Below are 13,846 nucleotides of genomic sequence, written 5' to 3' on the forward strand. Positions count from 1 at the left end.
GTCCCGGAACCTTCCTTCATGCGCATCGAGTATCACCGCACGCTGATCGCCGACCACGTGCGCAACCAGGCCTTTCACGATGCGCTGGCCGCCGTGATCAAGCGCGGCGAGACGGTCGTGTCGGACATCGGCGCGGGCACGGGGCTGATCGGCCTGATGGCGGCCAAGCTCGGCGCGCGCGACGTGTTCCTCTACGAAGCGGCCGAAGTGGCGGGCGTTGCGGCCGCGGTGCTCAAGGCCAATCGCGCCAAGACGTGCCAGCTCTTGCCGTGCCATTCGACGGAGATGGATGATCCGCCGCGCGCCGACGTCGTGGTGTCGGAAACGCTCGGCAATTATGCGCTCGAAGAAAACATCATCGACACGCTGGCCGACGCGCGCAAACGGCACCTCAAGGACGGCGGCGTCATCATTCCGGCGCGCATCCGCCAGTTCGTCGTGCCGGTGATCTCGGATCGCTTCTGGAACGAGCTGGTCGTGTGGAACGGCGTGGGCTTCGACATCGATCTTTCGGTCGCGCGCACGATGAGCCTCAACAACGTCTATGTGCGCAGCTTCGTAGCGGACGACCTGCTCGCGGGCGGGCGCGCGGCGAAGGAGTGGGACGTCGTCACGCTCGGCTCGGATACGCGCGCGGCGCGCAAAGGCGAGGCGTCGTGGTCGCTCGAGGCCAAGGCCACGATCTACGGGTTCGCCTACTGGTGGGAGGCGGAGCTCTCTCCGGGCGTGACGCTATCGACCGCGCCGGATGCGCCTCGCACGCACTGGGAGCAACTCTTCTTCCCGCTCGGGACACCGATGACCGTCGAAGCCGGCGAGAGCGTGCTGGCCAGCCTCCGGTCGCGCTCGTCAGAAGAGGCCGGCACGCATCTCGGCTGGACGGCCGTGCATTTCGACGCCGCGGGCGCGTCGAAGTCGCGCCAGGCGATGGACCTCGACAAGGGCTGGATCCCCTAAGTCCCGTAAAAAAACGGCCAGGGATTGCTCCCTGGCCGTATCTCTATATCCGGTGCCCCACTTGGTCAGCGGCGACCTAGGCGGTTGCAGGTCCGCGGTCGTTGGCGGGCTCGAACGTGAACGCGACCGACGACGGGTCGTAGTCCGAGACCGGCTGCACAACCGGATTGTTGACGCCGTGCTGTCCGGCCGGGGTGAACGCGGCGCGGGGATCGAACGCGCGCACGAACTCAGCAATGCGCGGCGCGATCTCGCTGCGGAAGCGCGAGCCGTTGAAGATGCCGTAGTGACCGACGCCTTTGTATTCGACGTGCAGCCTCTGGCGCTCCTCAAGCTGCGTGCACAGGTCGTGCGCGGCGCGGCACTGGCCGAGGCCTGTGATGTCGTCCTTCTCGCCTTCGATCGTCATGAGCGCGACGCGGCTGATCTTGGACGGATCGATCAGGCGGCCGCGATGGGTCATCTCGCCTTTCGGCAGCGTATGGCGCACGAACACGCGATCGATGGTGTCGAGGTAGAACTCGGCCGTCAGATCCATGACGGCGAGATATTCGTCGTAGAATTCGCGGTGCTTTTCGGCCGAGTCGCCATCGCCCGTGACGAGGTGGTGGAACAGATCCTCATGCGCCTTCGCGTGGCGCTCGAGGTTCATGGCCACGAAGCCCGAAAGCTGCATGAAGCCCGGATAAACCTGGCGACCGGCACCAGGATACGACCACGGAACCGGCGTGATGACGTGGCTCGCAAACCATTCCGTGCCGCGCTCGATGGCTACGGTGTTGACGGCGGTCGGGCTCTGGCGCGTATCGACGGGGCCGCCCGCGAGCACCATGCTCAACGGAACGTTCGGATCGAGATCCTGCTCCATCAGCGAGACGGCGGCAAGCACCGGCACGGCAGGCTGGCACACGGCATAAACGTGCACGTCGCCTTTGAAGAGCGTCAGCATATCGCGCACGTAGTCGATGTAGTCGTCGAGGCCGAACGCGCCGGCCGACTTCGGCACGGCGGACGCGTCGCGCCAATCGGTGATGTAGACCTCGTGGTTGGGCAGCAGCGTTTCGACCGTGCCGCGCAGCAGCGTCGCGAAGTGGCCCGACATCGGCGCAACGAGGAGAATGCGCGGATCAGCGGCGCGCGATGCGACCGGCATGTCGCGCCGGAAATGGATCAAGCGGCAAAAAGGACGCTCCCAAACGACCTCCTCCGCCACGGGCACGGCGCGCGCCCCCACCTGCGTTTCGGTCAGGCCGAAAACAGGCTTCTCGTACCGGCGCGTGGCGCGCTCGAACACCTGCAGCGCGGCCGACGTGTGGCGTCCGGCGCAGGTCAGCGAGATCGGATTGAACGGGCTCTCGACCAGAAGGCGAAGCGATTCCGCAATGGCCCGCGCGGGCTGCAAGGCGGCATGGCTCATGTCGTACCAGTGATAGAGCAATGGATCAGCTCCCACATTCAAGCAGATCACGCGGGTGATGCCCCACGTAATTCTCTGCCGGTGTATAACGCACGGCCGCTGTCAAATCGCCAAACTTGGGAGCGCGGCCAAACGCCGCCGAAACTTGCACAATATGGCTAAAATCGGTGTCCCCCAGGACACCACAATGCACTGATTCGAGGCGCACCGACGCTAAAGCCCTGCAGGTTGCGCCGTCGACTGAATCTGCGCGGCCACATCGTCGGCCATCTTTGCGGCGTCGACGTTGTGCGGGAAGTGCTTCACGTAGGCCCCGCTCGCGTCCATCAGATAGAAAAACGAGCTGTGGTCCATGTTGTAGTCGGCGGCACTGCTCCCGGCCGGCTGCTTGCGCGCGTAGACGCGGTACGCCTTGACGGCGCCGGCCACCTGCTCGGGCGTGCCCGAGAGGCCGATGATGCGCGGATGGAAGCTCTTCGCGTACTTTCCGACCAGCTCCGGCGTGTCGCGTTCCGGATCGACGGTGATGAACAGGGGCGCCACGCCCTGCGCCTTGTCGCCGAGGCGGTCGAGCGCGGCGGCAAGCACCTGCAGCCCTGCGGGACAGACGTCCGGGCAATTCGTGAAGCCAAAGAACACCAGCATCGGCTTGCCGGCGAAGTCCCGCTCGGTGACGACCTTGCCGTTTCCGTCCGTCAGCGAGAACGGCCCGCCGATTGCCGCGCGGCCGATCGAGGCGTTATCCGCCACCGGAGCGGTCGCCGGGCCGCCGGGCATGATCGTGAGCACGACGGCTGTCATAATTCCCGCCGCAAGCCCGATCAGCAGGGACAGCAGCAGCGCCTTTCGCGACGCTCCCAAAACGGTTGCGGGAGTTTTGCCGTCGGACTGCTTGGTCATGAATGGTTTTCCCTGCCGCGAGCCGCAAATTCGTGCCGGCAATCGCGATTTCAATGGCCGGCTGAGCAATTAGACTTTCCGGCAGATCCAGTTAAGTCCTATTTGGATCACGCATCGCCTGCTTGCAAGCTATGCTAATGTTTTCGGACGATCTCGTTTTCTTACCGCCCTCAGAACCGAAGTAGCTTTCCGGTGCAAGAAAAAATCAGCCAGCGCATTCATTCCCGGCTCGTCTACGGCAGCGACAGCCAGCTGCGCATGCAGACCATCGTCCGTCTGAGGTGGGTCGGCGTCATCGGCCAGATTCTGGCGCTCAGCGTCGTCTACTACGGGCTGGGCTTCGATCTTCCGGTCGGGCCGTGCCTCATCATCATCGCGGTTTCGGCGTGGGTGAACGTGTTCCTGGCGATCCGCTATCCGGCCCGCCACCGCCTGACCTTCAATTTCGCGACCGCACTGCTCGCCTACGACATCGTGCAGCTCGCCTCGCTGCTCTATCTGACGGGCGGGATCATGAACCCGTTCACCATGTTGATGGTGGCGCCGGTCACGGTTTCGGCGGCGACGTTGCCGCTCGGCCGGACCATCGGCCTCGGCATTCTCGCGCTCGGCTGCGCGGGCGTGCTGGCGTTCCATGCCATGCCGCTGCCCTGGTACGTCGACCCGCCGCTGACGCTGCCGACGCTCTACAAGCTCGGAATCCTGGTGGCCGTCGCCGCGTCGATGCCGTTCCTCGCGCTCTACGTCTGGCGGCTCACCAACGAAGGGCGGCAGATGTCGGCGGCGCTTGCGGCCACCGAAATGGTGCTGGCGCGCGAGCAGAAGCTGCATGCGCTCGACGGACTCGCGGCCGCTGCCGCGCACGAGCTCGGCACACCGCTCTCGACCATCACGCTCGTCACCAACGAACTCGACCGGCAGATGGACAAGAACAGTCCCCACCGCGAGGATATCCTGCTGCTGCGCAGCCAGGCGCAGCGGTGCCGCGAGATCCTGCAGAAGCTCACGCGCCAGCCGCCGGACGAGGATCCGCTGCACGCGAGCCTCACGGTCAAGGAGATGCTGCACGAGGCCGCGCAGCCCTATCTCGGCGGGCGGGCCTCGATCGTCGTCAAGGCGGCACCCACGGAAGGCGCGACCGGCCCCGACGCCCGGCTGCCGGAAGGCGTGCGCCGTCCCGGCGTGATCTACGGGCTCGAGAACATCATCGAGAACGCGGCCGACTTCTGCAAAAGCCGGGTCGACGTGAGCGCGGAATGGGACGGCCAGACCGTCACCGTGACGGTCGCAGACGACGGGCCCGGCTTCAAGCCCGAGATCATCGACAATCTGGGCGAGCCCTACGTCACGACACGCGGCGGCAGCCGCAAGGACAAACGGGGCAACAAAGTCTCTGGCATGGGTCTCGGGTTCTTCATCGCCAAGACGCTGCTGGAGCGCTCCGGCTCGCGGCTTCATCTCGAAAACCGGGCCGAGCCCGACCAGGGCGCGGTGGTGCGGATTACCTGGCCGCGCGCGGCGTTCGAGGCGGCCGTGGAACTGCGCGACTATGCGAGCCCTGCGCCGCCGCGGCGGCGCCAGCCGACGAGCCCGGGCGACCCGATCAGCGATTCACTCTAGCAAGAGTTGCGGATACTTTTCAGAAACCACGATTTTTCGGGGGTTCGCCGGCTCGCATTTACTATGAAAGCGTTTTCAGGAAGCCTACATATGCTAAAAATCGCTACCGCTGAAGGGCGGGGCTGATCGGACAATATAAGTCCCACTTCGGGAGGTACGCGGTGGAAACAGAAGATCTCTCATTTCGGCAAGACGAACTGCCCGAGGACCGCTCTCTCATCATCGTCGATGACGACCGTCCGTTCCTGCAGCGCCTTGCGCGCGCAATGGAGCTGCGCGGCTTCGAGGTGCGCAGCGCGCATTCGGTTGCCGAGGGCATCGATCTGATCCGCGCGCAGGCCCCCGCATTCGCGGTCGTCGACATGCGCCTCGAAGACGGCAACGGCCTCGACGTAATCGCCGAGCTGACGCGCGTCCGTCCCGACACGCGCATCGTGGTGCTCACCGGCTACGGCAACATCGCGACCGCCGTTTCGGCCGTCAAACTCGGCGCGGTCGATTACCTCGCCAAGCCGGCCGACGCCGACGACGTGACGGACGCCCTGCTCGCGCCTCACAACGCCAAGGCCGCACCGCCGGAAAATCCGATGTCGGCCGACCGCGTGCGGTGGGAGCACATCCAGCGCGTCTATGAGCTTTGCAACCGCAATGTCTCGGAGACGGCGCGCCGGCTCAACATGCACCGGCGTACGCTGCAGCGCATCCTCGCGAAGCGCGCGCCGAAGTAGCAACCTCACACATCGCCAATCCCGAGCCCCACGGCTGCCCGCAGCGTGGGATCGAGCGTGACTGACAATCGCGATGCCGCCGCGCGCGCCAGGCGCAGCGTCATCGCCTTGCGCACGGGGGCGGCCATGCGCATGAGCGGCGCGGGGCGCAGGATCTCGCCGCCGTAGCGGTCGGCCGCGATCAGACCGGTATCGCCAGGCAAAATATCGATTGGAAAATCGGGCCTTACCGCGAAGAACAGCCGATCCGCATACTCGCGATACTCCGGCCACTTGTGATCGCAGCGAAAATCCTCGATCGACGATTTGATCTCGACGATCCAGATGGCGCCATCCGGCCCGAGGGCCGCGACATCGGCGCGGCGCCCATTCGGCAAGGGCAGCTCCGCGATGGCCGCGAACGCGTGGGCCGCGAGCACGCGCACCACGCCGCGGCAGATCTCGCGCGCCGCATCAGATTGCGGGCCGCCGTGCGAGACGCGTGGAATATCCGGCCCACCAATTCCGTTTTCCACATTGTCCTCGGTGCTGGTCATTGATCTGCCATTTCGGACTGCCACCAAACTCTCACCCGGGCTCTCCGGTCATCGCATTCAGATCGATATCCGCGCTCCGCGCCTCTGCACGGAGTATTCCGGAAGTTGTCCTCAAGAAGGCGCGGTTCTCATGTTCTTCAAGCGGCTCACCAAGGACAAGCAGCCTCCCGCCCCGGTGGTGGCCAAAAGCGATGAAGCCGCACCGGCGGCCGCGCCAAGCACCGCCACCGCAGAAGCAAATGCGGCCGCCGCCGTTCCAGCCCTGCTCAGCCGGACAGAAGCACAATCTCTGTCGGCTGCGGACCTGCGCAAGACGGTCGATCCCGACGCGCTCGGCTTCAAGACGACCGCCGATCTCGAACCTGCGCAGGGGCTGATCGGACAGGACCGGGCCTTCAAGGCCATCGACTTCGGCCTCAGCATGAAGGCGCACGGCTTCAACATTTTCGTACTCGGACCGGCGGCCAGCGGCAAGAGCACGGCCGTGCGCGCGCACGTGTCGAAGGTCGCGGCGGATTCACCCCAGCCTGACGACTGGGTCTACGTCAACCGGTTCGACGATCCGCGGCGGCCCCGCGCGCTCGCGCTGCCGGCGGGGCGCGCGCGTGCGTTTTCGGAGGGCGTCAATGCGGCCCTGCGTGAGCTGCTTGCGACGCTGCCGTCCGCCTTTGCCAGCGAAGACCATCGCGCCCGCCGCCGCGCCATCGACGAAGCGCTACGGGGCTCTCAGGACGACGCGATGGCCGTGATCCACGCCAAGGCCGCCCAGCAGAATATCGCCGTGCTGCGCACGCCGCTCGGCTTCGGCATGGCGCCCATGCATGACGGCCGGGTGGTGAAATCCGAAGTCTTCAACCAGCTCCCCGAAACGATGCGGCGCGACGTGGAAACGCGCATCGCGGCCCTCGAAACGGAGCTCGGCGCGCTGCTCGCGCGCGGGCCCCAGGCCGAGAAGGATCACCGCCGCCAGGTGGCAGCCCTGAACGAAGAGACCGCGCGCCGCCCGATCGAGGAGGCGCTCGATGCGCTCTCGGCCGATTTCTCGGACCTGCCGGAGGTCGCGGGCTTCCTCGCCGGTCTCGAAGCGGATCTCGTGGCCAACTGCGAGCAGTTCGCGTCCGACTTCGCCCCCTCGCGTACGACGACCGCGCTGCAGAAAAGCGTGTTCGCCCGCTATCTCGTGACCGTCGTGGCGGACGCGGGCGCGGATGGTCCCGGCGCACCCGTCTGCGACCTGCCTATGCTGCCGACCGTCGCCTCGCTCGCCGGCCATTTCGATGCGGCGGCCATGGCGCGCCATCCCGACGCTCCGGCGCTCGCCATCCGGCCCGGGGCGCTGCATCGCGCCAACGGCGGGGCGTTGCTGATCGACGCGCGCGACGTCATCGGCGCGCCCGACGTCTGGGCGACGCTCAAGGCGGCCATCAAGGCCAGCGAGATCCGCCTCGCGCCCTGCGCCTCGGACACGGCGGGCGCGCCCGCTTCGAGCGGCCTACTGCCCGATGCCATTCCGCTGGCCGTCAAGGTCGTGCTGTTCGGCGATGCGGAGCTGTTCCACCAGCTCGAGCAATCCGACCCGGACTTCGCGCGCCTGTTCAAGGTGCAGGCCGACTTCGACGAGACGATCGCGCGCTCGAAGGAAAACGACCGCGACTATGCGCGCCTGATCGCGCGGATGGTGGAGATGCACGGCCTCAAGCCCGCGAACGCCGCCGGCGTCGCCCGGCTGATCGAGGAAGCCTCGCGGCTTGCGGAGCATCGCGAGCGGCTGACGCTGGAAGTGGGACGCGTCGCGGACGTGGTGCAGGAGGCGGACTACTGGGCAAGCGAAGCCGGGCGCAAGACGATCACCGGCGACGACATTCGGCGCGCGCTCGACCAGCGGACGCGCCGGGCGGACCGGGTGCGCACGCACGCGCACGACGCCATCGAGCGCGGCGTGGTGCTGGTCGACACGTCCGGATCGAAGACCGGGCAGATCAATGGGCTCTCGCTCGCCCAGAAAAGCGGCTTCAGCTTCGCGCGGCCGGTGCGCATCACGGCGCGCGTGCACCTGGGGCAGGGGCGCGTGACCGACATCGAGCGCGAGGCGACGCTGGGCGGGCCCATGCACTCCAAGGGCGTCATGATCCTCTGGGGCTATCTTGCCGGACGGTTCGCGGAGGATGCGCCGCTCGCGCTTGCCGCGACCCTGGTGTTCGAACAATCCTATGACGCCGTGGACGGCGACAGCGCATCGGCTGCGGAATTGTTCGCCCTGCTCTCGGCGCTGGCGGATGCGCCGCTGCGGCAGGATCTCGCGGTGACGGGCTCCGTCAACCAGTGGGGGGAAATCCAGGCCGTCGGCGGCGTCAACGAAAAGATCGAAGGCTTTTTCGACGTTTGCGCGGCGCGCGGTCTCTCCGGCTCGCAGGGCGTGCTGATCCCCGAAGCGAACCGCCAGCATCTGATGCTGCGCGAGGATGTCGTGGCCGCAGTGCGCGAGGGGCGCTTCAACGTCTCGACCATCAAGACCGTCGACGAGGGGATTGCGCTCATGACCGGCCTCGAAGCGGGCCAGAAGGGCGCCGACGGGTTCGGCGCGGCGACCGTCAACGGGCGCGTGGCGGCCAGACTGCGCGCCTTTGCGGAGCGCTCCCGTGCCTTTGCGGCAGGCCGCGAGCGGGCTGACGCGGCGCCTTCCGGCAGTGCTTCCGCATGATCGCGCACATTGCTCACGCCGACGAACAACGCGGCCGCGTCGTGCTCTGGCTCGGCGCGTCGGGCGAACCGCACGATACGGCGGTCGACGCCGCGGTGCGGCTGGCGCAGGCGTTCCATTCCGAAATCGACAGCCTGTTCATCGAGGACGGGCAACTGTTCGACCTCGCGGATCTGCCGTTCGCGCGCGAGATCTCGCTGTCGGGCCGGCGCACGCGCTCGTTCTCCATGGATGCGCTCGCACAGGACATGCAGACGCACGCCTCCGCGCTGCAGCGGCGCGTGCTGGCGCGGGCGCACGCCGCCGACGTTGTCGCGCATGCCCGGGTGATGCGCGCCGACCCCGTGGGGGCGCTGGCGCGTGCGTGCACCGAGAACGGGCCCTGGAACGTGGTCACAGTCGGCGCGCCGGTGCGGGGCGGCGACGGCGCGGGCCTCGGCGGTCCGGGCTTTGCCGAGCTGTTCGACGCGGTGCAGGCGACGACCGGCATTGTGGTGGCGGGCACGCACGCCCGGCGCACGGCCGGGCCCGTGATTGCCGTGGTGGAAGATCTCGAACGGCTGGCGCCCATGATGCGCGCGGCGGAACGCATCGCGCGCGCGACGGGTGGCGATGCGCGGCTGTGGTTGCTGGATCAGCCGCATGGCCATCCGGATTGGACGGAAGGCCAGATCCGCCTTGTGCTCGGCGCCGATCCGGCCGTGGCGCTGGAGGTTGTCGACATGACCCGCCACACCGTCGGCGACGTTGCCGGGATGATGCGCAGCCAAGGCGCTGGCTTCGTGATCTCGCGTTTCGGCGGGCTGCTGACGCCGACCGATGCCGACGCGGCGCACTTCGCCGAACAGCTCGAAGGGCCGCTGTTCCTGGTTCGATGACGTGTGTCCACCTGCGCCCGGCGGGCTCGCCCCGCGGCTGGCGGTGCGCCCCCGAACTTGCGCTTTTGCGCGTCTCCGCTTACCTGCTCGCCACGTCAACGATCCTCCGCCGCGGCGGAGGCGATGGGAGTGGTCATGCCGGAGTTGCCTGAGGTCGAAACGGTGCGCCTGGGGCTCGAACCCGCGCTGGTCGGCCGGGTGATCGAGCGGGTGATCCTGAACCGCGCCGACCTTCGCTTTCCCTTTCCCGACCGCTTCGTCAAACGGATCAGCGGCGCCCGTGTGTCGAGCCTCGCGCGGCGGGCGAAGTATCTCGTGGCGCATCTCTCGAGCGGCGAAGCGCTCATCATGCATCTCGGCATGACGGGCCGCTTCCACGTGCAGGCCCGGGGCGACAACCGCCCGCACCTGCTCGGCGACTACGAATACGACACCGCGACCGGGGACGACGGCAAGCATGCGCATGCCATCTTCGAAATCGAGGGCGGCGGGCGCGTGATCTACTCCGACCCGCGCCGGTTCGGCTACATGCTGCTGGTTCCGGAGGCGGAGCTGGCGGAGCATCCCGCGATGCGCGGGCTCGGCGTCGAGCCGCTGTCGCCGGATCTCACCGCCGCCTACCTCGCCAAGCGCGCGGCGGGGCGGCGGGTGGACCTCAAAGCGTTCCTGATGGACCAGCGCAACGTGGCAGGGCTCGGCAACATCTACGTGCTCGAAGCCCTGTACGGGGCGGGCCTCAAGCCGTCGCGCGGCGCATCGGCGCTTGCGACGCGCACGGGCAAGCCCACGGCGCATGCGGAGCGGCTGGCGGACACCATTCGCCAGGTGCTCACCGCGGCAGTGGCGGCGGGCGGCTCGACGTTGCGCGACTACCGGCAGGCCGACGGCAGCACGGGGTCGTTTCAAAAGACGTTCCGCGTCTATGGGCGCGAGGGCGAGCCTTGCCTCACCCCCGGTTGCCGGGGCACTGTGCGACGCAGCATCCAGGGCGGGCGATCGAGCTTTTTCTGTCCCGTCTGTCAGCATTGAAAGGCGGGATCGATGGCTTACGAGACCATACTCACCGAAACGCGCGGCCGCGTCGGGTTGATCACGCTGAACCGCCCGCAGGCGCTCAATGCGCTCAACGATCAGCTCATCGCAGACCTCAACACGGCGCTCGACGGCTACGAGGCCGATGACGGGATCGGCTGCATCGTGCTCACCGGTTCCGAGAAGGCGTTCGCGGCGGGCGCCGACATCAAGGAAATGCAGTCCAAGAGCTACATCGATGCCTACAGGAGCGATTTCATCGCGAGCTGGGAGCGCGTCTGCCGCTGTCGCAAGCCGGTGATCGCAGCGGTTTCCGGCTTCGCGCTCGGCGGCGGGTGCGAGCTGGCCATGAGCTGCGACTTCATCATCGCGGCCGACACCGCCAAGTTCGGCCAGCCCGAGATCAAGCTCGGGATGACGCCGGGCGCTGGCGGCTCACAGCGGCTCACGCGCGCGGTCGGCAAGGCGAAGGCGATGGAGCTTTGCCTGACGGGCCGGACCATGGACGCGGCAGAGGCCGAACGCGCCGGGCTCGTGGCGCGCGTGGTGCCGGCGGCCGGGTTGCTCGAGGATGCCCTCAAGACGGCCGAGACCATCGCGGCGATGTCGCCCACGGCGGCGACGATGACCAAGGATTGCGTGAACCGCGCCTTCGAGACGACGCTGGCGGAAGGCGTGCGCTACGAGCGGCGCACGTTCTATTCTCTGTTCGGCACACCCGACCAGAAAGAAGGCATGGCCGCCTTCACCGAGAAACGTCGCCCGCAGTTCCGGCACGAATGATGCGCGTCTGCGTCACGGCCGACATCACGCACAGCGCGAAGATCGCAACGCCGCCCCAGAGAAACACCTCGTTGGCCGCCCAGTCGCCCTTGGCGGTGGCGAGCTTTCCCGTGCCGATCATGTAGACGAGCCCCAGCGCAACGGCGACGCCGTGGATGATCGTCAGCAGCAGGGGAGGGACGGGCATGTTGCGCTCGCGCCCGAGACGCAGCCCGTAAAGGCCGAGCGAGGCGGCGAAGAGGGCCGCGCCCGAGCCGTACTGAAACGCGTGGCGCCACGTGAGATCCGAGAGTGAGTAGACGCCGAAAAGTGCGGACGCGCCCCAGGCATAGACGAGGGCTGCCAGCCAGATGTTGCAGCGGATGGCCTCGCGCACGGCATCGAGACCGGCGTAGCGCGACGGGAAGCTGCCATTGCGCGACCAGAGCGGGGCGTTGATGCCGAGGCCGGTTCCGACCAGCAGCGCGACCAGCAGACCGGCCGACAGGGCGGGCAGGAAATGATCGCCGCGTCCTGCGCCGAGCACCATCATCGTGATGCTCAGTGCACACGCCATCAGCAGCCACGGCAGCAGGGGCCGCAGAGATATGCGCGGGGCGTAAGTTCCGCTCGGCGGGTGGGTGTTCATGCGAGCTTTTGACTAAGGTGAATTCTTCTTACCGTCAATCAATGCGTGCGCTGAGACGATCGCCAACGCCAAGGCGCCAAAAAGAAAAATCCCGTTGCCCGCCCAGTCGACGTCAGATGTGTCGAGGAATTCCTTGTCCGGATCAATGGCGAGACCGATCATCGTCACGATCATGCCGATGAGCTGGCCGATCGCCATATACCGGCCCAGCCGCAGCATCGTGGGATCGTCCTTGCCGTTGGCAGCGTCCTTCGCAAGCAACGCCGAGAAAGCGAAGCAGAGGAGGCCGGCGCCGGCAAAGAACGCCGAGAACAACGGCCATTCGCGCCACTTGAGAACGAGCGTGTAGACGAGCACCAGGGCGATGGCGCCCCAGATCCAGATCAGGCCCATGTAGCGCGCGGTCACGCTTTCGATCGCGCTCCTGGCGGCCGAGGCGGCGATCAGCGTGCGCCGCTCGCTCAGGGCTACAGCGACCAGCAGCAGGTTGACGATGCCGGCCGCGCCAAGAAGCGCGAGCGGCTCGCGCGTGTCGGCCGCGTAGACGGCGCCCGCTGCGCCGAGACCGAGAATGAGAGCCCAGGAGACGAGGGAATGCGTGGTCATGTCAGGATCGTCCCTCCCGTCGCCGGTCTTGTACGTCGCCTGTCTTGCACCAGGGGCGTCTTACACCAAGCACGGGAGACGCCGCAATGCGGCGCGCACCCCTCAGCACCTCAGGGCGTTCAGACGGCGCCGAGGCACCAGGCCAGGATCCCCTTCTGGGCGTGCAGGCGGTTCTCCGCCTCGTCGAACACCACGGACTGGGGACCTTCGAGCACGCTTTCCGAGACCTCATGGCCGCGATAGGCGGGCAGGCAGTGCATGAAGATCGCGCCCTTGTTCGCCTTGGCCATCAACGCGTCGTCGACGGCATAGGGCTTCAGGATCTGCTTGCGGCGCGCCGCGTCGGTCTGGCCCATCGAGACCCAGGTGTCGGTGACGATGCAGTCGACGCCGCGGACCGCCTTGACGGGGTCCGTCATGATGGTGACGTTGGCCTTCTCGCGGCGGACCCATTCGATCACGTCGGCTTCCGGGCGCAGCGCTTCGGGGCAGGCCACGCGCAGCTCGAAGCCGAACTTAGCGGCGGCGTGCATCCAGGATGCGGCGACGTTGTTGCCGTCGCCGACCCATGCGATCGAGCGGCCCTTGATCGGCCCGACATGCTCCTCGAAGGTCATCACGTCGGCCATGATCTGGCAGGGGTGCGACTGGTCGGTGAGGCCGTTGATGACCGGCACGGTGGCATGCTTGGCGAGATCCAGCAGCGTTTCGTGCGAGTTGGCGCGGATCATGATCGCATCGGCGTAGCGCGACAGAACGCGCGCCGTGTCCGCGATGCTCTCGCCGCGGCCGAGCTGCAGATCATTCTGGTTGAGCATGATCGTCTGGCCGCCGAGCTGGCGCATGGCGACGTCGAACGAGACACGCGTGCGCGTCGACGGCTTCTCGAAGATGAGCACGAGCACATCGTCTTCGATGCCCTTGGGGCGCAGCTTGACCGGCACGCGCTTGCCCGCAGCCTTCATGGCATGGGCGGCATCGATGATGCGGCGCAAGGTCTTGGCGTCGATCTCGTCGAGATCAAGGAAATGTCGGATAGCGTTTGCTTTGGCCATGGTGC

The 13,846-nt window shown here is 67.1% G+C and carries 13 protein-coding genes; 7 read left to right on the top strand and 6 right to left on the bottom strand.

Features of this window, described 5'->3' with window-relative positions; genetic code table 11:
* Positions 1-18: 18 nt before the first annotated feature.
* Entirely contained in the window at positions 19-957 is a 939-nt protein-coding gene (locus K2Y42_RS12100) for a 50S ribosomal protein L11 methyltransferase (protein ID WP_291152714.1), read from the top strand.
* A gap of 76 nt (positions 958-1,033) precedes the next feature.
* Here the strand turns inward: K2Y42_RS12100 and phaZ are convergent, their stop codons facing one another.
* Positions 1,034-2,395 (bottom strand): polyhydroxyalkanoate depolymerase, encoded by a 1,362-nt coding sequence (gene phaZ, locus K2Y42_RS12105; RefSeq protein WP_291152717.1) that lies wholly within the window; start codon positions 2,393-2,395, stop codon positions 1,034-1,036.
* A gap of 192 nt (positions 2,396-2,587) precedes the next feature.
* Positions 2,588-3,274: an SCO family protein gene (locus tag K2Y42_RS12110; protein WP_291152720.1), complete on the bottom strand. Its 687-nt coding sequence runs from the start codon at positions 3,272-3,274 to the stop codon at positions 2,588-2,590.
* Positions 3,275-3,466: 192 nt separating this feature from the next.
* On the opposite strand from K2Y42_RS12110, the gene K2Y42_RS12115 reads away from it, so the two are divergent.
* On the top strand, positions 3,467-4,894 hold the full coding sequence (locus K2Y42_RS12115) for an ActS/PrrB/RegB family redox-sensitive histidine kinase (protein WP_291152722.1): 1,428 nt from the start codon (positions 3,467-3,469) through the stop codon (positions 4,892-4,894).
* Between the two features lie 161 nt (positions 4,895-5,055).
* Positions 5,056-5,622, top strand: a complete 567-nt coding sequence (locus tag K2Y42_RS12120; protein ID WP_291152724.1) for an ActR/PrrA/RegA family redox response regulator transcription factor — start codon at positions 5,056-5,058, stop codon at positions 5,620-5,622.
* 5 nt (positions 5,623-5,627) lie between these two features.
* Here K2Y42_RS12120 and K2Y42_RS12125 read toward each other — a convergent pair whose 3' ends face one another.
* Entirely contained in the window at positions 5,628-6,158 is a 531-nt protein-coding gene (locus tag K2Y42_RS12125; protein WP_291152725.1) for an MmcB family DNA repair protein, read from the bottom strand.
* Positions 6,159-6,288: 130 nt separating this feature from the next.
* On the opposite strand from K2Y42_RS12125, the gene K2Y42_RS12130 reads away from it, so the two are divergent.
* From K2Y42_RS12130 to K2Y42_RS12145, 4 genes are all read left to right on the top strand, one after another.
* On the top strand, positions 6,289-8,859 hold the full coding sequence (locus K2Y42_RS12130; protein WP_291152727.1) for an AAA family ATPase: 2,571 nt from the start codon (positions 6,289-6,291) through the stop codon (positions 8,857-8,859).
* Positions 8,856-9,737, top strand: coding sequence for a hypothetical protein (locus tag K2Y42_RS12135; protein ID WP_291152730.1), 882 nt, complete (start codon positions 8,856-8,858; stop codon positions 9,735-9,737). The genes K2Y42_RS12130 and K2Y42_RS12135 overlap by 4 nt, the downstream gene beginning before the upstream one ends.
* A gap of 135 nt (positions 9,738-9,872) precedes the next feature.
* Positions 9,873-10,766, top strand: coding sequence for a bifunctional DNA-formamidopyrimidine glycosylase/DNA-(apurinic or apyrimidinic site) lyase (gene mutM, locus K2Y42_RS12140; protein WP_291152732.1), 894 nt, complete (start codon positions 9,873-9,875; stop codon positions 10,764-10,766).
* Positions 10,767-10,778: 12 nt separating this feature from the next.
* Complete coding sequence (locus tag K2Y42_RS12145) at positions 10,779-11,552, top strand: enoyl-CoA hydratase (RefSeq protein ID WP_291152735.1); 774 nt, start codon at positions 10,779-10,781, stop codon at positions 11,550-11,552.
* On the opposite strand, the gene K2Y42_RS12150 is transcribed toward K2Y42_RS12145, so the two are convergent.
* The 3 genes from K2Y42_RS12150 to argF form a co-directional block, all read right to left on the bottom strand.
* Positions 11,515-12,180 carry a hypothetical protein gene (locus tag K2Y42_RS12150; protein ID WP_291152738.1) on the bottom strand — a complete coding sequence of 222 codons (666 nt, stop codon included), beginning with the start codon at positions 12,178-12,180 and terminating at the stop codon, positions 11,515-11,517. The two genes, K2Y42_RS12145 and K2Y42_RS12150, sit on opposite strands and share 38 nt — an antisense overlap.
* A gap of 12 nt (positions 12,181-12,192) precedes the next feature.
* Positions 12,193-12,786 carry a hypothetical protein gene (locus K2Y42_RS12155; RefSeq protein WP_291152740.1) on the bottom strand — a complete coding sequence of 198 codons (594 nt, stop codon included), beginning with the start codon at positions 12,784-12,786 and terminating at the stop codon, positions 12,193-12,195.
* A 119-nt stretch (positions 12,787-12,905) separates the two neighbouring features.
* Positions 12,906-13,841 (bottom strand): ornithine carbamoyltransferase, encoded by a 936-nt coding sequence (argF, locus tag K2Y42_RS12160; RefSeq protein ID WP_291152742.1) that lies wholly within the window; start codon positions 13,839-13,841, stop codon positions 12,906-12,908.
* Positions 13,842-13,846 lie beyond the last annotated feature (5 nt).

Source organism: Hyphomicrobium sp. (genome assembly GCF_019744875.1).
Lineage (GTDB): Bacteria > Pseudomonadota > Alphaproteobacteria > Rhizobiales > Hyphomicrobiaceae > Hyphomicrobium_C.